Origin of the sequence: Lacicoccus qingdaonensis (assembly GCF_900101075.1) — a bacterium.
In the GTDB taxonomy this organism is placed as follows: Bacteria; Bacillota; Bacilli; order Staphylococcales; family Salinicoccaceae; genus Lacicoccus; species Lacicoccus qingdaonensis.
Map to the genome: position 1 here is coordinate 1 of NZ_FNFY01000029.1, position 23,924 is coordinate 23,924.

The window sequence follows — 23,924 nt, forward strand, 5'->3', positions numbered from 1 at the left end:
ACGATATGCCAGATATGAACTGTTAATCATTGATGAGATCGGCTACTTGCCCATTCAGAGACATGAAGCCGACTTGATTTTTCAATTACTGAACATGCGGTATGAAACCCATTCAACCATTTTCACCACCAATATCTCACTTTCTGGATGGGGTGAATTATTCAGGAGTCCGGAAACAGCTGCAGCGATTCTGGATCGAATGGTACACCATGTAAAGATTTATAAAATCAAAGGTAAATCATACCGAATGAAACAAACTTAGACAACATTCATCCACAAATTGCATTGCCGAAAACCGACATTTCTAAATTGCCATAAACCTACATTTTTAAATTGCCGTTGACACAAGTATAAGTTTCTGATCCAGATTAGAGATATTATCTAAAAATACCATGGCAGTCAGTAATTTGGTGAGTGATGCAGGGTAACCCAATTCCTCTGAATTTTTCTCGAAGAGTACATTCAAATTTTCAAAATTATATGGGATTGATGATTGAGGCATTTTAATTACGAGTCCTTTGTCTGCGGATAAATCATGATAGACATGCTCATCCATTTCATATTTTGTTGGTTCCTCGCCTTCACCATAAACTTTGGTAAGGTCGACGATTGTTACATTATCAATTCTGCCATCCAAGTTGGCTTTATTGATTCCCCCGAAATAAACCCTGCGTAGAGAAGCACCTTCTTCCGCTGTATATACATCGGAAATCTTTTCCCATCCATCAGAGATTCTTTGGAGACCGACAGTTTGGTACTCTTTGATTGCCGTAAATTGAAAACCGATTGTCCCTGACTCATATCTTGTGCATTTCACCATGCAGGAAACATAGTATTTATGTCCGGGAATGAAGTTGAGTCTACCCGTATGTATCTGTGTTGAAATTCCTCTTGAAGTCGCGATATAGCTGGCTGGATAAGTATAGTAGTCTTGGTAATCCAGGTTAAAAGACCCACTGTTATTCTTCCAGTATTTATTGCCAAAATCAAAGTTACCATTTTTAAACATCAATGCATGAGGAGTTACTTTAGTTTTGCTATGTAAGACTGTATTGCCTATATCAAACAGCTGTCTCATTGCTTCATAACGCGTCCTGCCTTTGAAAACGACACCGAGAAATGAAGTATTTTCATTTTTAGTGTCTGCTATAATTGCCAGATTTGTAGTAACACGTGGGATTCTTCCTGTTTTAGATACTAACACCGTATAGTTATCATCAACACTTGAATTTTCAATTGTCGTAATTGCTTTGATTGTTCTGGCGTTTTCACCTTCAACTTCACATTCGAAGTTTCTTCTGCCCATTATTCTCATCATATCCTTATAACCCATGGTTTCAAGCATCATTAATGCAATATCCCTGGGAGTGGATATGTGATCTTCGTGAAAAAAGCCTTGAACATTTACAAAGTGACTGTTCATCATACCAATGTTCCGGGCTTTAATATTCATTTCTTCTATAAATCTGGAAGTTGCCTGTTTATCGGTGATATGATCTTTATTGCTGATATTAAAAACCTCCTATGAAAAGTTGACAGTTTCTTGAAATAATAATTTCAAAATAGAAAAGTATATTAAAATTTGATTTTATACCCTGTAAAAATGTATAATCTTTTCATAACTTACAAAGAGTTAATTAAAATTTATTGTACTATATACACGGACGATATCAAAATGTGTAATTGATAAAGATAAACAGCATTAAAATGCTGCTGGAAAAGCATCTATTTACCAAAATAAAATAGCAATTCTGATAAGGAGTGCAATCTGTATGAATAATAATCCGAAATGGCTTTCAGAACTTGAAGGCACTGTACCAGAGGCGGCATATGGTATATCAATCAATGCTTATACTCTTGCCTTTGAGGCCTGGAGAAGGGGATTGAGTGTAAGTTTTGAGAATGGATATTCAAAATCAAGGGGCAGGCACTTTATCAGATATGTAATCAGCAACAGACAAAAAAGCGTTAAATTTACTCATAACAGATCTGATCAGGTTTCTCAAAAGTCAGTAAAAAATGCATCAAATAAACATAAAATCAGAAAGATACTGGATGGTAAAAACGTTCCGGTTGTCAGGAATGAGATAGTAAAAACTGCCGATCTGAAAGAGATTAAAAGTAAAATCGATGAATTTAAATATCCGGTAAGAATCAGTAAGCTTACTTCTCCTGCTAAAAATATAGCAACAAAAACTGCAGGCGGACCAAAAGAAGTGGCGGAATATATTGGAAAAGAACTAAATGATAATAAATCTCAAAAGTTTTTAATCGAAGAATCTGCTGATAGTAAACATTATTATGCATATATTGTAGATGGGAAAGTTATCGGGGTTTATACCAAAGAAACACCATACATTACAGGTGATGGAACCAAATCAATCAATGAACTGTTGATTGACAGTAATAATATCAGAAAGAAAATTCCAAGCATTACCAACCTTGAGATATCTGTGGATCAAAAATTGAAAAATGTATTGAAGAAACAAAATTATAATGTTGACTCAGTCCCGGAACCAGGTAAGAAAGTGACCATAAAGTCTGAAGCGGGGAGTAAGGACCCTGTGGAAGTAACAGACATATTTTCTGATGCAATGAAGAATAAGCTGGTTAAGATCACTGATTTTTTACCAGGACTGATACAGTGTGAGGTAGAGTTTCTATACGATGAGAACACTGAAGACTATTCAATTTTTACCATAAACGGCAGACCAGGAATAAGGAACTATCTATACCCTATGCAGGGTGAAGCAAGACCGGTTCCGAAAGCAATCATCGACTATTATTTTCCCGAAACAAAAGGGGAGTACCTAAGTGATACCACTCCAAAATATTACTTTGATTATGAGGTCGTGAATGATGATCTGAGGAACAATCGTCTAAGTAAAATCGTGTTGCCTGAACACCGTTATGAACCAAACCTAGTGTCAAAATCCATAAGTTTTCAATCTGATTATAATATCAGCAAACTTAAAAAAATCATTAGGGATCATTTTATCAGACTGAAATTTGACGGAGAATTTAATGTAATGAATAATAGCCGATTTGAATTGATAATTGTGGGTAATTACCAGGATGCATATTATTTTTATGATCATCTTAATACAAAGAAATATTTAAAAAATATTACAATGACCGATCACGATGGTGGTGTCAATGTCGGTTACAAGTTCAATGATTTACGTACAGATATATCTGATACACCGCCAAAACCATCAGGAGCTGCCAAAGCTGTAAAAAACAAGAGTTCACGTCAGATACAGGCATATAAAAAGAAAGTACGACAAAGAGATGACAGGATTAAAGCCCTTGAGCGGGAAATTGAAGACCTTAAAAAAAGTCAGTCTTGGAAAATTACTGCACCAGTCAGAAAAATTAAAAGTAAACTGCGGAAATAAATTTTTAAATGACGATAACGGATTTTCAGAGGAGTTCATGTTATGAGTACTACTTTATATTTGGATGTGCCAACAATAGGCATCACAGGCAGTTTTGGAAAAACAACGACAAAAGAAATCACTGCAGCACTTCTTTCTGTCAAATATGACATTTTTAAATCTAAAAGAAATTACAATACTGTTCGCTCTACAAGAAGACATGTTAAGAAAATAACGGATGAACATGAAGCTGTAGTGATGGAAATGACAATGGGTAATAAAGAAACCGGTAAAAATCAATGTACATTGATTCAGCCTAATATTGGTGTAATCACATCAGTCGGTCATGCACATTTCGAAAATTTCACATCAATTCATGAGACTGTTTTATCAAAATCTGAGATGATGAAGTATATGAAGCCGGATGGCACTTTGTACTTGAATGATGATGATGAGTACTCTCAATTGATAAATACCAAATACTTTACAGGTAACATAATTAAATGCGGCATAACTGAAAGTGCAGATTACAGAGCAACGGATATCAAGTTTAACAATGGCGGCATGGAATTCCATGTAAAGTTGAACGGTGTAGATGAATATATGTTTTTGCCTATTCTCGGTGAACATAATGTTGTAAACGCGTTATTTGGCATTGCCATAGCAGATAAACTCGGTCTAACACCGAACGAAATCAGACAGGGTCTGAGCACTGTTAAAGTACAAAGAGGAAGATTGACATTGGATGAACTTGAAGGCAAGCGCAGTCTGCTTGATGATTCAGGCAATGCTAATCCGGCAGCAATGATTGCAGGATTGAAAGTCTTGAACACTTATCTGGACAGCCCCAAAAAAATAGCTTTATTAGGTGATATGGCGGAACTTGGTTCATATACCCGGGAAGGTCATGAAAAAGTTGGAAAGGCATTAATTGATTTAGATCTTGATAAAGTATACTTGTACGGTGAGAGCAGCAGGTATATTATGCAAAAGGCAAAAGATACTGGCTTTGACGAAGACAGACTATTTCATTATACTGATATGGATGCATTGATTGAAGAATTAATTACAAATTTCGAAGAGAATACAGCATTAATGCTGAAGGCATCCAAATCAACCAATTTCAAAAAAGTTGTAAAGCGTCTGTTAGCAGAGTACGAGAGAGTTAAATGAGTAGATATCAAAATTTATTTTAAATGATCCCCTGAAGGTTGAAGTCAATCTTTCAGGGGTATTCTATATGTTTATAAATCATTTTTAAATATAAATAAGAGTTTAGGAAAGTTTTTGTAAAATGATTATCGGGTTTATGAGACTAGCCTAAAAAACTATCGGTATATGCTGAATTAACTGCAATGCTGTGCCGTTCACAAGGCTTGAATTTGCTGTTTATGCGGCCGGATGACATTGATATAGATGGCAATAATGTCAAATTTTGTCAATAAAATACATTCTGCAACATAGGAAAAATATGTCGATGAAGAACCGAAAAAACTTAAAAGGTTGAAAAAGCGTATTGAAGTTTTTAAAAAGGAAAGAAGAGCATATAAAAATGAGTATAATACTATGAAAGTGAACAATTCCTGGAGGTTGAAGGTACGGGTAAGAAAAATCGGCAGCTTTAAAAAATTCCGAAAAAGTAAATGAAGTAAAAGTGTGTCCAGAAGATAAAATCTGGATACACTTTTTTTAATTATGAAAGCTTCTTTGAGATATAACTATAGTACTCCGTTTTAGCAGATGCAATCTGGCCTTCACCGAATTCAGTGCCGGGACCATTTTCAACCTCAAATAGATAGAGGTTGGCATCCTGGTCAATTCCTATATCCAGGCCAAGCGCACTGAAGTTCACATCGAATAATTCTTCGATTTTATATGGCAGCGTTTTTGCAATGCGTCTTATTGATTCTTTTAATCTATCTTTCTCTTCAGAAAAATTACCTTCAAGAAATGCAGTAAGAGTTGAAACACTGCCTCCTTGAGCAACATTGGAGACCACTTTTTGATTTGAGCCGATTCGGACAAGATAAATTGCTACTGACCATTTGCCTCTGCCATTCTTCTCAAGGCGGACTCTGCAGTCGAAAGGATCACCTGATTTTGTTCTGGAAATGATATATTTTTGGAGTATGTGTCTGTCGCCATGCCAGGTATCTTCATACAATTGTCTGAGTTTTTCTTTATTCACTTTTTCCTCAGACTGCTGGTAGCTTATTTGAAATTTGTTTCTTCTAAGCTGTTTGACCATATAGATATTATGGCCGCGGAGACCGGCTTTTGATTTTATTACTATTGTTTTATGCTTATTTAGAAAATCCAGAAACTCTTCGAAGTTTGCATACTCCCCGGTCGGTATCAGTAAGTGGGCAAATTCTCCATCTTCTCTAATTTTATTATATATTTCGTCTTTTGTACCTATAATGTCTGTGGATAAGGTAGAGTTCTCTCTGAGAAATTCAGTCACTTTTTTATTTTTAAAACAATAAGGTGTTGTATCTATAAATGGTGGTATAGGGACTTCCTTAGTCATCCATTTATTTTTGATAAGAACCTGTCCTTTTACTGTTTTATTTTCAATATCAACATTCCTTGGACTGAAATATATCAAATCAATATCATTATAGGCACATGTCTTGGCCAACAGACGGACAAATCTGAATGGCTTGCGTCCGTTTCTCATAAATCCAATCATCATATTATCACTCCTGATTTACTTGTCTATTCAACATGCTTATCATGTAAGGAATATACCATACAGGAAGATCATTTGAAAATTATTATATTGCTCTTGGTAAAAAAGAATATAATGTTGATGAAAAATTGTGATAAACATCAGATTACAATGACTTTCCTATCCTTCGGGATATGGTCTGATAAGTGAAAGGGAAATATTTGAACATATTCAGAGTGATTTACGTCCAAGTAGGCGCCATGGACAACCTGAAGCCAAATAACGATTATAGTGAAAATAGTACGTTATTCCCTTTACTTATCTATTGCACCGAAGTGTGACCTCAAAGTTTTCTGTCTGAAATCGAATATAGCCTCAAGCCGTTTATGCACCAGCATCTTATGGGTGAACTGTCCGATAATCCGGAAGGGGAGGATGTAGTTCACTGTATCAATTATTTCTGTGCCGCCTTCAATTTCCCGGAAATGGTGCTGATGGTGCCAAAATTTGAACGGACCGAAACGTTGTTCATCGATAAAATACTTCCCTTCATCCACCTGTGTGATTTCAGTGATCCATTTTACAGGAATGTTTGGAAAGGGCTCAATTTTATATTGGATGATCATACCCGGATACATGCTGGGCGGCTGATCGCCGAGCATCTCAAAAGGCATATCATCCGGTGTGATCTCCTCCAGTTTCTTCGGGTCGGAGAAAAACTCCCATGCTTCCCGGGGAGTAACGGGGAGAGTTTGATAACGTGTCAAAGTGTACATTTTCATGTGAACTGCTCCTTCCTGATTTCTTTCATATAATATCATAAGTATCCTGATCACTGCCTGAATCATGACGATGCTTTCACTCGGAATCTGTTGTCACCAATACGGCATCTTTAGTTGAAAATTCCTTCATATGATTGGATATCATTGTTATTACTGTCAATAATAAACATGTCATTGACATACATATAACAACTAGTAAAATGATATCCAGAGCCTGATGGTAAACAAAACACAACATGAGTTTAGGGGGTTATTATCAACAGATTTATCAAGTTTGCTGCAGTGGCGATTATGCTATTGACTCTGGGTGCAGGGGTTTTTATCGCAATGTTTTTCTTAGACAGTACCCAGTCGGGTTCTAAGGAAGGGACTGCTTTGAATCTGTCCGGCCCGAATGATATCGAAACTGAAGCGGGGCAGGGCGGCAGCGGTTCGCCTGCGGATATAGAATTCAATGTATCCGATGTTCCAAAAGACGGATTGCCGAGTGAAAAAGCTTTTTCGGATGATCTGCATCATATGTCACATCAAAAAGTGAAAGCCGACCGGAAATGGGGACACCTTTAAATTACGGATGAACGTATCAGTGAAATGATTGATACCGCTGAAGAATCTTCATATGAATATCGTGATTTTTATATCGAAACACTGGAAGCCTGGCAGGACGATCATTTCGATAATGCCGTTGAAGTACACAATACGATATGGAATGCGAACAATGGCACCGTCGGAAAAGCATACGGGCTGATGAGTGAAAGTGAAGAATCTGCATACATTGAGAGGCATTTCGAATAAGCGGCCTTCGAATTTACATAATGCATCATTATTCTGCATTCACTGATGGAGTGGATGCAGTTTTTTATTTATAAATTGATTTCACCCGGTCAAATTGTATATACTTTATTGTATTAAAATACTTAATTTTCAGTTTAATGTTAAAACTTAATTACCCATAGAGAAATAGGGTATGGATAAATGGTTTTCATTTAAATCCATCGCTTTGTGAAGAGGAGAATCGTTATGACGTTAAAAGAACTTGATTTTACAAAAGATATCATGTTGAATCACCCTGTAAATGCGCAGGGTCCGAGCATAAGCATGTTCAGGATGGCGCTTGAAGCATGGCGCCGGGGTATACAGGTCAGGTTTATGACGGTATATGTTAAAAACCATCTTAAAATCCGCCATAAGTTGTCGTATGGCGGCAAGGTCTATAGATTTCAATTATCTTTAGGTGATAAAGTCGCAAAAGAAGCGAGACAGATCGGAAAGAGCAAGGAACAGACGAAAGCGCATCTAAGTGCAGCGGGTGTATCCGTACCTGAAGGTAAAGTCTTGACTATTGATAACAGTGATTTTGAGGAGGCGATGAACTACGCCGATTCCATTTCGTATCCTGTCATCGTCAAACCGGCGCATGCGAGTCTCGCAATAGGTGTCAGGACCAACCTGCATGACAGGGCGGCTCTTAAAGAGGCACTGGAGTATGTCCATGAAGAACTGGGGTATAAAGATATCATTATTGAACGTCATGCGACAGGATTTGACACAAGGGCCTACGTCATCGAAGATCAGCTGATTGCGGCATTTAAAAGGGTTGCCGCCCATGTAGAAGGTGACGGCGAACATACTATAGAACAGTTGATCGGCTTGAAGAATCATCAGCGTGGTCTGAATCCGCATCTCAGCGGCAGTAAGATCAATATAGATGATAAACTGATCGGTTATATCGGCGTGCAGGGTCATGACCTTGAGACGGTTCTGGAAAAAGGTGAAAAGATCAATCTGACCGACAGCACTTTCGCCAAAGATGCATCAGATACGGTGGATATCACCGATGAGGTTTCAAAAGACTACAAAATGACAGCAGTCAATGCCGTTAAGAGCATCCCCGGTATGAACATGGGCGGGGTCGATATCATCAGGGACGAAGAAAAAGATACGAATAAAGTGCTCGAGATCAACTGCAGGCCGGATCTCGGCGGTCATATGTTTCCGATCTACGGAGAATCCAGGGATGTATCAAAAAATATACTGGATTACTATTTCCCGGAGACGGCATCTGTCGATAAGGGGATAAATGATTATTTCACTTTCGACTTTGATAAGATTTTCCGTTTTCTGAAACAAGGCATCGTCAAAGAAGTGGTATTACCGCCGATACCGAAAGAAAAGATTGAGAATGTCCATATGGAACTGACGGGAGATGTGAAGTACTATAAAAACATCATATCCAATTCTGCGGTCGGACACCGGCTGGGCGGACATCTCAAAATGCTGAAAAATGGCAAAGGCAGGCTTGTCGTGGCCGGAACAACAAAGCATCTTACAGAGTTTATGGAGAACCTGCTGAAAATCGCACCGAAACTCGATATTAAAGTCATTGCCCAGAATGAGTGGGATTCTTTAATGATGTACAAGTTTGAAGCATCTGAAAGTATCGGCATGGGTGCCGTAAATCGCCTGAAAAAAGAAAGCATGACAATGAAAGAAGAGATTATTGAATTGAAAAAAGAACTCGCAGAACTGAAAAGTGAAGAGAGCAAGTTATAGAAAAATGGCAGCAGATCCAACATGATCTGCTGCCATTTTTCTATTCCGTCACATGTTCTTTGGACAGTGACGCCTCATCATTGTTTCTGGATCTCAAGTAGCCCATATCACCGATATGATAGATGAAGTTCAATATGATGGCGGTCAGACTGCCCATCACTATGCCACTTTCAGTCACTACCTTGAGGTTTTCGGGAACGATCGCAAACATTTCGGGGACGACTGTGACGCCGAGGCCCATGCCGATGGAGACTGCCATGATCATCAGGTTTCTCTGATCTCTGAAGTCCACGCGGCTGAGCATCTTGATGCCGTATGCAATCACCATGCCGAACATCGCGAGCATCGCACCGCCGAGCACTGAAGTCGGAATGGCGATGGTAATCGCGCCGATTTTCGGTACCAGGCCGAGCAGTATCAGCATGCCGCCTGCGATATAGATAATCTGGTTGCTTTTCACACCGGACAGCTGGATGAGACCGACATTCTGTGAATATGTCGTGTAGGGGAAAGCGTTGAAGAGTCCGCCCAAAATGATTGCGATGCTTTCAGCACGATACCCCCGCTTCAAATCGCTGCTGTTCACTTCACTGTCTGTAATATCTCCCAAAGCAAAATAAACACCTGTCGCTTCTATCAGGCCGACTGTGACGACAAGCATCATCGTCAGAATCGGCACCAGATGAAATTCCGGAACGCCGAAGAAAAAGACCTGTGGCAGATGGAGCCATGAAGCTTCACCGACTGCACTGAAATCGACCATACCCATAAATGAGGCGCCGATCGTCCCGATGACGATTCCGGATAATATGGCGATTGACTTCATGAACCCTTTACCGAACCGGAATAAAACCAGTATGACGGCGAGAGTACCGAAGCCGAGGGCAAGGTTGGCCATTGAGCCGTAATCCGTGCTGCCCTGGCCGCCGGCGATATCGTTCATTGCGACCGGTACTAGAGTGATGCCGATTATTGTGATTACGGTGCCGGTGACGACCGGCGGAAACAATTTGACAATCTTACTGAAAAATGCCGCTATCAATACGACAAAAAGACCGGCAACCAGAATGGAGCCGTAAATTGCCGGAATACCGTACGTATTGCCGATCGCAATCATCGGGCCGACGGCTGTGAAAGTACATCCCAGTACGACAGGCAGACCGATGCCTGAAAACTTCTTCTTCCACACCTGCAGTATTGTCGCGACACCGCACATCATGATGTCGATTGCGATCAGATATGTAAGCTGGGCTGCAGTCAGGCCGAGTGCATTGCCGACGATGAGCGGAACGACGACTGCACCTGCATACATCGCCAAAACGTGCTGGAAGCCGAGTGACAACTGTTTGGTTTTCGCCAGCTGCATCAGTTTGTTACCTCGTCTAAAAATTTGATGCTGCCTTCACTGAGAGATTCAATGCGTGCCAGTGATTCCACATGATAGCCGTTGTCACGCAGTTCCCTGCCGCCTTTCTGGAATGATTTTTCTATCACGATTCCGATTCCAGACACATTCGCCTGTGCCTTCTTAACAATATGAATGAGTGCATTCGCAGCCTCACCGTTCGCCAGAAAGTCATCGATGATTAAAATGTTATCACCGGGAGTGATGAATTTTTCTGCCACCGCAATGTTGTTCGTTTCCTGTTTAGTATACGAATAAACGTCAGCGGTCAGCAGACCGTCATCCAGAGTCAGAGATTTTCTTTTCCTTGCAAATACGACAGGAACGCCGAACTCGAGGCCTGCCATCACACTCGGAGCGATGCCGGATGATTCCAAAGTCAAAATCTTATCGATCTTTTTATTGCTGAAACGTCGTTTGAACTCTTTGCCGATTTCGACCATCAGTTCCGGGTCGATCTGGTGATTCAAAAACTCGTCCACTTTTAAAACCGTATCCGATAAAGCCGTACCATCCTTCATGATTCTTTCTTTCAACAAGTCCACAATGACACCTCTTCTATGTATTTAAAAAACACCCGGAGCGTTTCATCATGAGATGAGTACACTCCGGGCGCGTGGTCACGAAAGATACCCACTCATAGTCGGAACATTTAAGGTATTCCGGTAGAAACTTGCAGGCCATATCCCCGCGATTATATGAGTGTAATTTAATTTTAGTGAAGTTATCATATCATGAAACACGAACTTATCAAATGGTTATTTTTATAAAGTGCATCGAAATAACGTTTTCAATATAAATTTACAATATAATTTTCGTGTTTTGGGCGGTTTGAGAGTTTTTGTCGGTCACTGGGAGTGCTGAGTGATCGAATTATGTGGTTTGTCGGTCACTGGGAGTGCTGAGTGACCGAATTATGTGGTTTGTCGGTCACTGGGGGTGCTGTGTGACTGAATTAAGCAGTTTGTCGGTCACTGGGAGTGCTGAGTGACTGGATTATGTGGTTTGTCGGTCACTGGGAGTGCTGTGTGACTGAATTAAGCAGTTTGCCGGTCACTGGGAGTGCTGTGTGACTGAATTCAGTGGTTTGTCGGTCACTGGGAGTGCTGAGTGACCGGATAAGAGTGGATAAATTTAAAATATCTGCAGCATCAGGATCCCGGCCACAATGAACATTACGGCAATGATCCGTCTTCTGTCGATCGGCTGTTTCGGCAGTTTGAATAATCCGAAATGGTCGATCAGGAGTCCCATGATGATCTGGCCGAAAATGGCTGCCATCATTGTCAGTGTGACGCCGAGGTGGGGCATGAGCACGATGTTCATGCCGATATATACACTGCCGAGCAATCCGGCTGAAAACAGCAGCGGATTGAATTTGGCGCCTTGTGCCCTGAAACTGAATGTCAGTCTTCTGTGCACTGCGAGAGCGATGAAAAACAGGGTAACGGTGCCCATCAGAAATGATATGAAAGCTGCAAAAATGGCAGAGTCGACTTCCGCACTCAGTGCGCTGTTCACCGCCGTCTGCATGGGCGGCATCATGCCTGTAAACAATCCGAGAAAGACCCAGGCTCTTGAGTGCTGTCTTTGTACGGCAAGTTTTTTATTGGCATTCATATAGATGATTCCGAAAATCAGAAACAGTACTCCGGCGAGGTGCATCGGATGAAGCGGCTGCGGTGTGGCTTCAAACCAGCCGAAGGTGTCGATCATGATGCCGATGATCATCTGTCCGGTGACTGTCACGATCACCGTGAGGGCCGCACCGATTCTCGGCAGCAGCACGATGTTCGCCGTCAGGAAGACGACACCCATCAATCCGCCGACGAACCATATGTATGAATAGTCCTGGCTGCTAAAAAATGACACAGTTAGCTTTTCAGGGTTCAATAAGAGGTTCACTGAGAATAAAGCGATCGTCCCCACCAGGAAGGAATAGAATGAAGTGATGAATACTGCCCTTGTAAATTTGGAAAGCTCGGCATTGATTGATGTCTGCAGCGGTACAGACATGCCTCCGAGAATGCCCAGTAATATGAGAAGATACAATATTATTGCCCACTTTCATAGTAATCTATAATAATTTTAACCAAGCGTATATATTATAGCAATAATATGACTTATGTATAATATATGTTGTGACTGTTTATGAAATTGAGTAAAATATATAGATGATACTTATCATAGGAGAGATAAATATGAATGTTTCTGAAGCGATCAGAACAAGACGAAGTGTGAAGATTTTCAAAGATACGGAACCTCTCGACAAAGAGACTGTCGAAAGTCTGATTGAAGCGGCGACCTGGGCGCCCAACCATTATTTCACGGAGCCATGGAAATTTTTTGTCGTGCAGGGTGAAGCGAGGAAACAGCTGTCCGAAGTCATGAAGAAGTGGGCGGCGGCAAAAGCGGATGATCCAAACTCCCCGGAAGCCGAGAAACGGATCATGAAAGTCGGCGCCAAACCATTGCTCGCACCGACAATCATCATCGTTGCACTTTCGAGAGATCTGGACAATAAAAAGGCGATCTACACAGAAGATGTCTGTGCAGTGGCGGCGGCGACCCAGAATATGCTGCTTGAAGCACACAGCAGGGATATCGGTGCCATCTGGAAGAGCGGACCGGCCTATCAGGCGGAACCGGTCAAAGATTTCTTCAAACTGCGCCAGGATGAGGAAATTTTAGGTGCAGTATTTTTAGGTGAATCGGCTATGAGAAAAGACGTCAAAGTGAACCGGATCCCGCATGAGGAAAAAACGGAATGGATCACGGGTGAACCCGAATAATGAGAAAAATATTGGCGACCGTCCTGTTCTTTTTGGGCACATTGCTGATGTTCGGAACGATGACAATCATTCCTGAAGCCTGGGTCATTCCGTCATATATCGGAGTCGCCCTGTTATTCATCGTCGGTTTGTATATGAGCTATTCAGCAGAACTTTAAAGGAATCGGAGATTAGAATGTGAATAACTTATTTGAAATTTTATTGAAACGCAGCCGTCTTCTCGTAATCTTAATTCTTACCATTGCTTTGACAGGTGTGTATACATTCCTGACGATTGAAAACAGGGAGATACCGGAAGTCGAAGTGAATCTGATCAATATCACGACGCCTTGGCCGGGTGCCGACAGGTCGGATATCGAAACCAATATCACCAATGTGATAGAAAGTGACATATTCGGAATCGAAGGTATAGAAAATGTATCTTCGGTATCACAGGATGATATTTCTGTGGTCACCCTGGAACTTTCAGACAGCGCCGAACCCGACCAGGTGGAAAATGATGTCAATAACCTGGTGGGATAGGTGTCGGGTGACCTTCCTGAAAATGCGGCAGAGCCGCAGGTGGACAGTGTGAGCAATGCCTTCCCGCTGCTCAGTTACATATTTCAAAGTGATGACGGAGAAGGGCTCGAAGATCTGAAGGAGCAGGTGGACAACCTGGCACTGGATGTCACCCAGATGGAAGGTGTCAGTGATGTCACGGTCAAAGGATATGACGACCGGACTGTGAATATCGACCTTGACCGGGAGTCTCTTGAAGAAAATCAGATTACGCCGGATGAAATCATCCAGCAGATCGACCAGTCATTCAACCCGGTAGTTCTCGGCACTCAGACGGAAGACACTGAAAACATCCGTCTCAGCTTCCAGAACATGCCGCCGGTCGAAACTTTTGAAAACATCCGGGTGGGCGACGATGATACGCCGCTGACGGATATTGCGGACATCGGACTCACTACTGAAGAACCGGAAGATATTATTGCACATAACGGAGAAGAAGGCATTTCATTCACCGTATTTTTAAGTCAGGGTGAAGATGTGCCGTCAACTTCGGAAGATGTCGAATCAGTCGTGGAGCAGCACACCGACCAGTTTGATGACAATATTTCAGTCGAGACAATATCCTCGGAACGTGAAAACGTCGAAGAGATTTTCAACGGCCTCTATATGTCATTGTTGATTGCGCTTGTCGCTGTCATCATCGGTACATCGCTCGGCCTGTCATTTGTCGGTTCTGCCGTGGTCATGGTCACAGTGATACTGTCCATTTTCATCGGTCTGATTCCGGTGCCTTGGATGAATGTAGACCTGAACCAGATCTCCGTCATCGGGCTGATCATCGCCCTCGGCATACTGGTCGATGACTCCATCGTCGTCAATGATAATATCGAACGGAGGCTGGTCGAAGGAGACGGCAAGATGGATGCGATGTACAACGGTGTGAAGGAAGTCGCACCTTCGGTCATCGCATCGACGATTGCGATCGTGCTCGCTTTCTCACCGCTGCTGCTGCTTTCAGGGGCGAACGGGGAGTTCATACGCGCACTGCCGAGCATACTGATTATGACGATGCTCGTTTCGACGGTCCTTGCCATCATCCTTGTCCCGGCGCTCAGATATATCATTCCAATAAGGAAAGTTCCTGATCATGCAGGTATTTTCGGAAAGACATTTACGAAAGCTTCTAATTTATATGCAGACAAACTGATGCCAAAATTCCTTAAACGTCCGGCCATCACGTTTACGGTCGTCCTTGTGATTGCTGTACTGTCACTTGGGCTGGCCAGATTCACGCCGTTTGAATTCTTCCCGGAGGCGGACCGGTCTGAAGTGACTGTGGATCTGCTCTATGATAACGGACAGACGATTGAAGAGACGCATGAACGGGCGAATGAAGTCATCGACTACTTGAATGATACGGTTGATAATCTGGAAGGCGCCACATTGTTTACAGGATCCGGTCTTCCGAACCTGTTCGGTGCCTCTCTCGACCAGTCAGGCACACATACGGCGCAGCTTGCACTGTATATCGACAAGGAACAGATGAGCGCTTCTGAAGTCATCGATACTTATGAAGAAGACTTGAGGGCGGAATTCCCGGAAGCAAGCATCTTCATGGACACCATCGTCCAGGGACCGCCTGAAGGTGTGCCTGTCACACTGGATGTATACAATGAAGATCTCGGTACACTCGAGGATTCAATGGAAACATACAGAAATGCACTCGAGGATGAAGGTGCGATCGTCACATCGAATATGGGACAGCCGGTGGACACCGTCAACTATTCAATAGATGAAGCGGCGCTTGAAGAAGCGGAACTGTCCATCTCGCAGGTCAAAAATGAACTGAATCTGCTCGGAGAAGGCATACCGGTCCAGGAAATCATCGTTGAAGATGAACAGATCCAGTCCAATATGAAGTATGCGGATGAATACAATCTGGAAGATATTGAAATCATCAAGTTTTCAGGTGAACAGCCGGAAACATTCCCGCTGGATGATTTTGTGACGCTTGAAGAAACGACTGAATACCAGACGATTGCCCATGACAGCGGCGACCGTCAGGCTGCAATGGAAGTGTACAATCTTGAAGAAGACGCTGTCTCGGACATTGTCAGCGGTCTGTCGGAAGATGTTGACGGCGGCACGGATACGGTCGTCGGCGGTGAATCGACCGACCAGACGGATTTCTTCGTCGAAATCGGCGTTCTGTTTGCAGTCATCGTCGTGCTCGTTTATCTTGTCATTGCGTTTGAATTCAATTCACTTGTACTGCCGATGATCATCGTCTTCAGTATCTTCCTGAGTGTCAGCGGCGGATTCATCGGACTGTTCGTGACCCAGACACCGTTGTCATTCATGGGTGTCATGGGTATGGTATCACTCGCCGGCATCGTCGTCAGAAATGCGGTCGTACTGATCGACTTCATTGAACTGAGGCGCCGGAGCGGTGATATCGACATCAAAAATGCAATCGTCGAAAGCGGACGTGCAAGGCTGAGACCGATCATCCTGACAACGATCACGACAATCATCGCACTCCTCCCGATCGCACTCGGCGGAGATGCACTGTTCGAACCGCTTGCGGTGACCATCATTGCAGGAATCGCATTTTCTTCACTGCTGTCACTCATTGTGACGCCAAGCCTGTATATGATCTATTACAAAATAAAATACAGAAACTGATAAATTTCATCCTCTGTCTTTCAGGCAGGGGATGGTTTTTATTTTCAAGGGTTTTATATGCACATGAAAGAGGTAGAGACGGATAAGTCATATAAAAAAAGGTGATGGCAATGGCAAATGAAACAGGCAGGTTTACTTTGAATGACGGCGGATCGATTCCATTGATCGGTTACGGTACTGTGTTTATGAAAGGCGAATCCGGTGCGGCATCAGTTGAAAATGCCATAAAAAATGGATACAGACTGATTGATACCGCGATGAAATATGATAATGAAGGTTCGGTCGGGGAAGGGATCAGAAGAAGCGGCGTGGACAGGAATGAATTGTATGTCACCACTAAACTGAGGGCGTCATTTTATGACTATGATGAAGCGATCAGAGCAGTGGAAGAGTCTCTCTTCAGAATGCAGCTGGATTATTTTGATCTGATACTGCTGCACTGGCCGAACCCGAAGCAGGACCAGTATGTGGAAGCATGGAAAGCGCTGATCGAGGCGAAGGAGCAGGGATATGTGAGGTCCATCGGCGTTTCCAACTTCCAGCCGGAGCATATCGACCGGCTGATTGAAGAGACGGCGGTGCTGCCGACTGTGAACCAGATTGAGCTGCATCCGTATTTCAATCAGCGAGAAATGCATGCCTGGAATCAGAAAAATGACATCATCACTCAAGGGTGGAGTCCGCTGTCGAGAGGACAGACGGTCGTCCACGATGATACAATCAGAAAGATTGCCGAAGACAATGGAAGAACCGTTGCACAGATCATTTTGAGGTGTCATATCCAGCTGGGTGTCGTACCGATTCCTAAAGCGGCGGAAGAAGGCCACCAGCAGGAAAATCTCGATATATTCAATTTTGAACTGACCGCTGACGAGATGGACCAGATGAACGGACTGACGAAAGCAGACGGACGGATAGGCGACCAGGACCCTATGGAATATGAAGAATTTTAAAATGATGCTGTCGGCAAAATGCCGGCGGCTTTTTTGTTCACAAAGATGTAAATAATATATATGTTTAATCGTGAATATTCCTTTATATTGAATATATGAAGGAGTGAGCGGAATGAAACCTGGAATTAAAATACCTGATTTTAATGAGGTGCCATTTATAGTCATCTGGGAATTGACACAGGCCTGTGAACTGCACTGTCTGCACTGCCGGGCAGAAGCACAGACAAAGAGGAACCCCTACGAATTATCGACGGCGGAAGGTAAGGCACTGATCGATGATATTGCCGATATGGAGTATCCGATGCTTGTCTTTACCGGCGGTGATCCTTTGATGCGGGAAGATGTTTTTGAACTTGCCGAATACGCTGTGGAAAGAGGCGTGAGGGTGTCGATGACACCGAGCGCGACACCGAATGTGACGAAGGCGGCGATGCAGAAAGCGAAAGATGTGGGCCTCAGCCGCTGGGCATTCAGTCTTGACGGCCACAATAAACAGATCCATGACCACTTCAGGGGTACAGAAGGCAGCTTCGATCTGACGATGCAGGCGATCAAATATTTGAACGAACTTGAAATGCCGCTGCAGATCAACACTGTCATCTCCAACTACAATATAGAGTATCTGGAAGAGATGAAAGCCATGGTCGAAGAACTGAACTGTGTGCTGTGGAGCGTGTTTTTCCTCGTACCGACCGGACGCGGGAAAAATGAAGATATGATTACACCGGCTGAGCACGAGCAGGTCTTCAGATGGCTGAACAAAATAAAGGACGATGTGCCGTTTGATATCAAAACGACCGCCGCCCAGCATTACCGTCGTGTGGTCATCCAGGACCAGATGAGAAAGAACAGGGCGGACAAAGATGCACAGATCAGATATATGGATGCACTCAGCGCGGGCAAGACAGGAACGATCGATGGACTCGGCCGTGCACCGAAAGGGGTCAATGACGGCAACGGCTTCGTCTTCATCTCCCATATCGGCCATGTATATCCGAGCGGGCTGCTGCCGGTCAACTGCGGCAACGTCAGAGTAAACAAGCTGTCCCATATTTACAGAGAATCACCGATTTTAAAAAGTTTGCGCAACCCGGATCAATATAAAGGGAAGTGCGGCGTCTGTGAGTTCAGATATGTATGCGGCGGTTCAAGATCGAGGGCCTATGCGGCAACCGGCGACTACATGGAGAGTGAACCATACTGTGTCTATATACCAAAAGAGTGGAGAAAGAAGAAGCAGCTGACAACTGGATGAGGATGGATATCGACGCACCCGGCGGGCATAAACTCACCGGGTTTTTATTTTCAGAAAATAATTATGAAAGCGGATACATAATGTTTGTAAGATTGAAAATAATGGGATAAAATTGAATTACATTATACAAAGGGGTGTATTAAATGGCATTTGAATTTCCAAACTCAGAGAATGCTCAGTATAAGATCAAAGAGAAGTATCAGAACTACATCGGGGGACAATGGGTGGATCCGGCAGACGGTGAATTTTTTGATAATAAATCACCGGTGACCGGGAAAGTCGTGTCACAGGTGCCGCGCTCAAAGCAGGCGGATGTGGATAATGCGGTAAAGGCTGCACATGAAGCACAGAAGTCATGGGGGAAAACTTCTCCGACAGAACGCAGCAATATACTTTTGAAAATCGCGGATAAAGTGGAAGAGCATCTGGAAGAGCTCGCAGTGCTTGAAACGTTTGAAAATGGTAAGGCTGTTCGTGAAACGCTGAATGCGGACCTGCCGCTCGTAGTGGACCATTTCAGATATTTCGCGGGTGTCATCCGTGCACAGGAAGGCGGTATTTCACAGCTGGATGAAGATACGGTTGCTTATCATTTCCATGAGCCGCTCGGCGTGGTCGGGCAGATCATTCCATGGAATTTCCCATTATTGATGGCTTCATGGAAACTGGCGCCGGCACTGGCTGCGGGAAATTCGGTCGTGTTAAAACCGGCGGAGCAGACACCGACGACAATTTTGCATTTCATGGAACTCATAGAGGATATCGTGCCTAAAGGCGTCCTGAATATCGTCAATGGTTTTGGTGCAGAAGCGGGTCAGGCACTGGCGACTCATCAGGATATCAATAAGATCGCGTTTACAGGCGAAACGACGACAGGACGTATCATCATGCAGAATGCGAGCCAGAATATCATTCCGGTCACATTGGAGCTCGGCGGAAAGTCCCCGAATATATTCGCAAAAGATGTCATGGATGAGGATGACGGTTATCTCGACAAGGCGATTGAAGGACTTGTCATGTTCGCTCTGAACCAGGGTGAAGTATGTACATGTCCATCACGTGCATTGGTCCATGAAGATATTTATGAGGAGTTCATGGAAAGGGTCATCAAGAGAGTCGAGCAGATCAAAGTCGGCAACCCGCTTGATGAAAATACGATGATGGGTGCACAGACTTCCCAGGAGCAGAAAGAGAAGATCACCTCCTACCTGGACATCGGTAAAAAAGAAGGCGCTGAAGTTTTAACAGGCGGTAATGTCATCGAAATGGACGGTGATATCGGTGAAGGTTACTATATCGAGCCGACAATCTTCAAAGGCACGAACAAGATGAGAATCTTCCAGGAAGAGATTTTCGGTCCGGTACTTGCAGTGGCGACTTATAAAGATGATGATGAAGCACTGGAAATTGCGAACGACACAATGTACGGACTGGGCGCAGGCGTATGGACCAGATCTCAGAATAAGGCGTACCGTTTCGGACGCGGCATTCAGGCAGGCCGTGTATGGGTGAATACGTACCATGATTACCCGGCACACGCTGCATTTGGCGGATATAAGATGAGTGGTATCGGAAGAGAAAACCATAAGATGATGTTAAGTCACTACCAGCAGACGAAAAACCTGCTGATCAGCTACAGTGAGTCAGCCAAAGGATTTTTCTAAATGGTGACAGATAACAAATCAGTCGATGCGACTCAATCTGCCAAAGATCTGATCAAAGAGTTGAAAGAAGAACACGGCGAACTTGTCTTCCACCAGTCCGGAGGATGCTGTGACGGTTCCAGTCCGATGTGTTTGAAGAAGGATATGATCATCATTGGTCCGGCTGATGTCAAGCTGGGAGAAATAGAAGGCGTTGAGTTTTACATGCATCAGCAGCAATACGAATACTGGAAACACACGAAGTTGACAGTGGATGTCGTTGAAGGCAATGGCGGCATGTTCAGCGTGGAAGGGCCAAGAGGTGTGAGGTTCCATATCAGAAGCGAACCGAAATGATTATGATTGATAAAAACCTGCAGCTTTCCCTTTTTTGAGGGGATTGCCGCAGGTTTCTTTGTGAATTATGACAATTTGTCTGCTAAAAACATTTTAACAGGTATTCGCGGTGCTCACGAATACCTATTAGACTTTTAACAGGTATTCGCAGTGCACACGAGTACCTATTAGACTTTTAACAGGTATTCGCAGTGCTCACGAGTACTTGTTAATCTCTTTACTTATACAGCGGCACTTCAAAATGATCCAGCACGAATTTCGGAACGAAGTATCTGCCTGTTTTCTTCGGGTCGACGACCTGGTTCACCTGTGTATGGCCGGTCAGGCTCATCAGTTTGGCCATTTCATTCAATGATTTCTTGGTATATGGCTGAAGGAATCGGATCATTTCCTTTACACTCTGGTCGACTGCGACGTTCAGATCTTCATCGGAAACGTTCATGAACGCCCCTTCATCATTGACGAGCAGCGGATGTGCGATATCGATGTCTTCAACGACTTCCAGTTTGACTGTCACTTCAGATTCGACTTCAAGGCCTGAGACACCGACTTCACCGTCACCCATGGCGCCGTGCACGTCACCGAGTCCGAACAGTCCGCCTTCATGGAAAGTGGGCAGATATAATGTCGCTCCTTCGGTAATTTTATAATTATCCATATTGCCGCCATGTGCATCCGGAGTGCCATTATTAACCGGATCGCCTTTAGGCGCCACTCCGATGACGCCGATCATTTTATTGACCGGGATTTTAAAGCCGTCAAAATCGACAGTATCATTTTCTTTGTCGATCGGCAGAATTCTTCTCGTAAACTCTGTCAATTCATCTCCCATCACACCGGACTCTGGTCCTGTGACCACGATGCCCTGGTCGCCGATATCAATTTTCTCGATCGTCACCTTCAGGGCATTCCCTGGCTTCAGACCATTGATATAGACCGGTCCCGTCGCCGGGTTGATTTCATCCCAGTTCAATCCGCTCGAGGAATTCTCTTCAGAAGTGATCTGGCCCGTGAAGCAATCATGCGCTTCCAGTGTGACCGTATCCCCCGAATCCACGTAAACTGCAGGTGCGTTATTCTTGTCCATCGCATAAAATTTATTGTCTTTGGTTAAATTATGATGCATGAAACCCCTCCATGATATATTGACTGTGATACTTCAAGAATACCTTTAAATATGGAAAATTTGAAGTTTTTAGAATTGAACAGTGAGTTATCATGGACTAATGCCTTAAAGGTAATATAAAATATAAAAGCGGACGAAAAATAATGGACGGCTCAAAAAGGGTGACAACATGATAAAAATAATGCCGGATGAAGCGATTCTCAATATGTGGATCAATGATTTCACATTCGACTTCGATGTATTTTATTTAACAGAGGACAGCACCGTGCACTTTCAGAATCATTTGGAAGAGGCGGCCATACATAGTAAAAAAGAATTTCTCAAGCATCCCATTGCAAATGATATAAAATACATCAACCACTATGAGTTTTGGCTGATGCATCCGGAAACGACACATCTCTTAATCGCGCAGAAAGGCTGTTTTGAAAGCCTGCCGTCAGAACTGAAATTCAGCCTGCTGACCCTGCAGCTCGAACTGGACCGTGGATTCATCCACCATGGGGAACTGGCGCCGCAGTACACTTTGAAAAATAAAACCATCCTGACATCCAGTCTGGTCGATCAGCTGACACACCACGAGATAGAGGAAATGCTCCGATACGGAGTGGAAGCGGAAGAAGACAATATCGTCGTCGGGGTAAGAAAGAATACGCCGGAACACATAAAGGCTGTTGCCAATTCATTTTCCACCGTGAACGGCAGCAATTGTTTCGGAGCGGCTCTGTTTGCAGTTACCGAAGATGAAAAGTATCTTCCTGAGTGGGTGAATCAGGATGATTTTCTGACCGTTCTCAGAAAAAACGGCCATGAATTAATCCACGGTGAGAATAGAAAAGGGGATGTCATGGTCTGGACAGATGATGAAGGCACAGTGAGACATGCATGTTACTATTTGGGGGATGGCTTATATTTCAACAAAAACGGCCAGAAAATATACAATCCTTGGAAGATCGTCAGCTGGCGGGAAATGAGTGATGACTGGGGTCACTACAGTTATTCCATATACAGGAAACAGGGAGAAGTGGTAAACAATGTCTGAAATTGTCGTCTATATGACAATATTAATAGCTGCGGCCATACCATTTTTTGAAGCGACATTTGCAGTGCCCATCGCAGTTTTAGGCGGGACAAATGTATTCCTGACTATAATTTCGGGTGTTTTCGGGAATTTCCTGACCATCGTGCTTGTCGTCATTTTCAGTGAAAAAGTAAGGAACTGGTTCATAAGGAATAAAGAATCCAGACGCAGCAGGCGGGCTGAAAGCATTTGGAAAAATTTCGGATTTTACGGTTTTGTTTTATTCGGTCCGATATTGCTCAGTTCGCATGTCGCTGCGATAGCTGCAGTCTCATTCGGTGCCACCAAGACGAAGACTGTCCTCTATATCACTTTAAGTCTAATTATATGGACAGTGCCGCTTGCGATACTCGCATATTTCGGCATGGATCTGCTGGGTCTCGAAGATGTGCGGTTCCTGGACAGATTCTTGAATTAGGGGTTGGGACAAAAGTCCCACCTAAAGTCGAATTCCCCGGGGTAGAATACAATTCTACCCCGGGGAATTTTTATGATATAAATATAAGACAAAAATAAGGTCTTCTTATACAATGTAAGTAACGACACCAACAAAGAAAGAAGGGACCTTATGTATAAAGATTATAACATGAACCAAATCACACTGCCAATCGATCTGGCAGTCGTCATTCCGGAAGATGATATCGCTCTGGCTGTGAATGCCCTGGTGGAAAGTATTCCCGATACTGAGTTTGCGCCATTTGAACATACCTTCGGGACGTCATCCTACCACCCGAGAATGATGATGA

At 43.3% G+C, this 23,924-nt stretch carries 21 protein-coding genes, 1 pseudogene and 1 riboswitch; of the genes and pseudogenes, 15 read left to right on the forward strand and 7 right to left on the reverse strand.

Annotated elements, in window-relative coordinates:
• Positions 1 to 262, forward strand: a 262-nt coding sequence (locus BLR15_RS11730) for an ATP-binding protein (protein WP_143003978.1), incomplete at its 5' end; no start/stop codon positions are given.
• Positions 263 to 328: 66 nt separating this feature from the next.
• Here the strand turns inward: BLR15_RS11730 and BLR15_RS11735 are convergent.
• Entirely contained in the window at positions 329 to 1,510 is a 1,182-nt protein-coding gene (locus tag BLR15_RS11735; protein WP_331465677.1) for a D-alanyl-D-alanine carboxypeptidase family protein, read from the reverse strand.
• 262 nt (positions 1,511 to 1,772) lie between these two features.
• Between BLR15_RS11735 and BLR15_RS11740 the strand changes: the two genes are divergently transcribed.
• Together BLR15_RS11740 and BLR15_RS11745 are read left to right on the forward strand one after the other, a co-directional pair.
• Positions 1,773 to 3,398 carry a hypothetical protein gene (locus tag BLR15_RS11740; RefSeq protein ID WP_092987754.1) on the forward strand — a complete coding sequence of 542 codons (1,626 nt, stop codon included), beginning with the start codon at positions 1,773 to 1,775 and terminating at the stop codon, positions 3,396 to 3,398.
• 42 nt (positions 3,399 to 3,440) lie between these two features.
• On the forward strand, positions 3,441 to 4,550 hold the full coding sequence (locus BLR15_RS11745) for a UDP-N-acetylmuramoyl-tripeptide--D-alanyl-D-alanine ligase (protein WP_092987756.1): 1,110 nt from the start codon (positions 3,441 to 3,443) through the stop codon (positions 4,548 to 4,550).
• Between the two features lie 520 nt (positions 4,551 to 5,070).
• On the opposite strand, the gene BLR15_RS11750 is transcribed toward BLR15_RS11745, so the two are convergent.
• Positions 5,071 to 6,072 carry a YheC/YheD family protein gene (locus BLR15_RS11750; protein ID WP_092987758.1) on the reverse strand — a complete coding sequence of 334 codons (1,002 nt, stop codon included), beginning with the start codon at positions 6,070 to 6,072 and terminating at the stop codon, positions 5,071 to 5,073.
• A 290-nt stretch (positions 6,073 to 6,362) separates the two neighbouring features.
• Positions 6,363 to 6,830: an SRPBCC family protein gene (locus tag BLR15_RS11755; protein ID WP_092987785.1), complete on the reverse strand. Its 468-nt coding sequence runs from the start codon at positions 6,828 to 6,830 to the stop codon at positions 6,363 to 6,365.
• A gap of 282 nt (positions 6,831 to 7,112) precedes the next feature.
• Between BLR15_RS11755 and BLR15_RS11760 the strand changes: the two genes are divergently transcribed.
• The 3 genes from BLR15_RS11760 (at position 7,113) to BLR15_RS11770 (ending at position 9,383) form a co-directional block, all read left to right on the forward strand.
• Complete coding sequence (locus BLR15_RS11760) at positions 7,113 to 7,397, forward strand: hypothetical protein (RefSeq protein ID WP_143003979.1); 285 nt, start codon at positions 7,113 to 7,115, stop codon at positions 7,395 to 7,397.
• Complete coding sequence (locus BLR15_RS11765; RefSeq protein ID WP_331465678.1) at positions 7,398 to 7,625, forward strand: DUF6241 domain-containing protein; 228 nt, start codon at positions 7,398 to 7,400, stop codon at positions 7,623 to 7,625. It abuts the gene before it with no gap.
• Between the two features lie 225 nt (positions 7,626 to 7,850).
• Complete coding sequence (locus BLR15_RS11770; protein WP_092987764.1) at positions 7,851 to 9,383, forward strand: ATP-binding protein; 1,533 nt, start codon at positions 7,851 to 7,853, stop codon at positions 9,381 to 9,383.
• Positions 9,384 to 9,423: 40 nt separating this feature from the next.
• Here BLR15_RS11770 and BLR15_RS11775 read toward each other — a convergent pair whose 3' ends face one another.
• The 3 genes from BLR15_RS11775 to BLR15_RS11785 all read right to left on the reverse strand — a co-directional run bounded on the left by BLR15_RS11775 (position 9,424) and on the right by BLR15_RS11785 (position 12,840).
• Positions 9,424 to 10,749 (reverse strand): nucleobase:cation symporter-2 family protein, encoded by a 1,326-nt coding sequence (locus BLR15_RS11775; RefSeq protein ID WP_092987766.1) that lies wholly within the window; start codon positions 10,747 to 10,749, stop codon positions 9,424 to 9,426.
• Complete coding sequence (locus tag BLR15_RS11780) at positions 10,749 to 11,333, reverse strand: xanthine phosphoribosyltransferase (protein ID WP_092987768.1); 585 nt, start codon at positions 11,331 to 11,333, stop codon at positions 10,749 to 10,751. The genes BLR15_RS11775 and BLR15_RS11780 overlap by 1 nt, the downstream gene beginning before the upstream one ends.
• Positions 11,334 to 11,408: 75 nt before the next feature.
• Positions 11,409 to 11,510: riboswitch (purine riboswitch) on the reverse strand.
• A gap of 412 nt (positions 11,511 to 11,922) precedes the next feature.
• Positions 11,923 to 12,840 (reverse strand): DMT family transporter, encoded by a 918-nt coding sequence (locus tag BLR15_RS11785; protein ID WP_092987770.1) that lies wholly within the window; start codon positions 12,838 to 12,840, stop codon positions 11,923 to 11,925.
• 149 nt (positions 12,841 to 12,989) lie between these two features.
• Here BLR15_RS11785 and BLR15_RS11790 point away from each other — a divergent pair, with 149 nt between their 5' ends.
• The 7 genes and pseudogenes from BLR15_RS11790 (at position 12,990) to BLR15_RS11815 (ending at position 20,974) form a co-directional block, all read left to right on the forward strand.
• On the forward strand, positions 12,990 to 13,580 hold the full coding sequence (locus BLR15_RS11790; RefSeq protein WP_092987772.1) for a nitroreductase family protein: 591 nt from the start codon (positions 12,990 to 12,992) through the stop codon (positions 13,578 to 13,580).
• On the forward strand, positions 13,580 to 13,738 hold the full coding sequence (locus tag BLR15_RS14110; protein ID WP_176754155.1) for a hypothetical protein: 159 nt from the start codon (positions 13,580 to 13,582) through the stop codon (positions 13,736 to 13,738). The genes BLR15_RS11790 and BLR15_RS14110 overlap by 1 nt, the downstream gene beginning before the upstream one ends.
• A 19-nt stretch (positions 13,739 to 13,757) precedes the next feature.
• Positions 13,758 to 16,766: pseudogene (locus tag BLR15_RS11795) on the forward strand (efflux RND transporter permease subunit).
• A gap of 110 nt (positions 16,767 to 16,876) precedes the next feature.
• Entirely contained in the window at positions 16,877 to 17,719 is an 843-nt protein-coding gene (locus BLR15_RS11800; RefSeq protein WP_092987774.1) for an aldo/keto reductase, read from the forward strand.
• A 112-nt stretch (positions 17,720 to 17,831) separates the two neighbouring features.
• Entirely contained in the window at positions 17,832 to 18,974 is a 1,143-nt protein-coding gene (locus BLR15_RS11805) for a TIGR04053 family radical SAM/SPASM domain-containing protein (protein ID WP_092987776.1), read from the forward strand.
• A 143-nt stretch (positions 18,975 to 19,117) separates the two neighbouring features.
• A complete protein-coding gene (exaC, locus tag BLR15_RS11810) occupies positions 19,118 to 20,638 on the forward strand; it encodes an acetaldehyde dehydrogenase ExaC (RefSeq protein ID WP_092987777.1) in 1,521 nt (506 codons plus the stop codon).
• The gene (locus BLR15_RS11815) at positions 20,639 to 20,974 is read left to right on the forward strand and encodes a DUF779 domain-containing protein (protein ID WP_176754156.1); all 336 of its coding nucleotides are present in this window, start codon (positions 20,639 to 20,641) and stop codon (positions 20,972 to 20,974) included.
• Positions 20,975 to 21,191: 217 nt separating this feature from the next.
• Here BLR15_RS11815 and BLR15_RS11820 read toward each other — a convergent pair whose 3' ends face one another.
• Positions 21,192 to 22,100 carry an acetamidase/formamidase family protein gene (locus BLR15_RS11820; RefSeq protein WP_092987779.1) on the reverse strand — a complete coding sequence of 303 codons (909 nt, stop codon included), beginning with the start codon at positions 22,098 to 22,100 and terminating at the stop codon, positions 21,192 to 21,194.
• Between the two features lie 169 nt (positions 22,101 to 22,269).
• Here BLR15_RS11820 and BLR15_RS11825 point away from each other — a divergent pair, with 169 nt between their 5' ends.
• Positions 22,270 to 23,139, forward strand: a complete 870-nt coding sequence (locus BLR15_RS11825; RefSeq protein WP_092987781.1) for a hypothetical protein — start codon at positions 22,270 to 22,272, stop codon at positions 23,137 to 23,139.
• Positions 23,132 to 23,596 carry a small multi-drug export protein gene (locus BLR15_RS11830; protein ID WP_092987783.1) on the forward strand — a complete coding sequence of 155 codons (465 nt, stop codon included), beginning with the start codon at positions 23,132 to 23,134 and terminating at the stop codon, positions 23,594 to 23,596. Before BLR15_RS11825 ends, BLR15_RS11830 begins: the two co-directional genes overlap by 8 nt.
• The last annotated feature ends 328 nt before the right edge of the window (positions 23,597 to 23,924 follow it).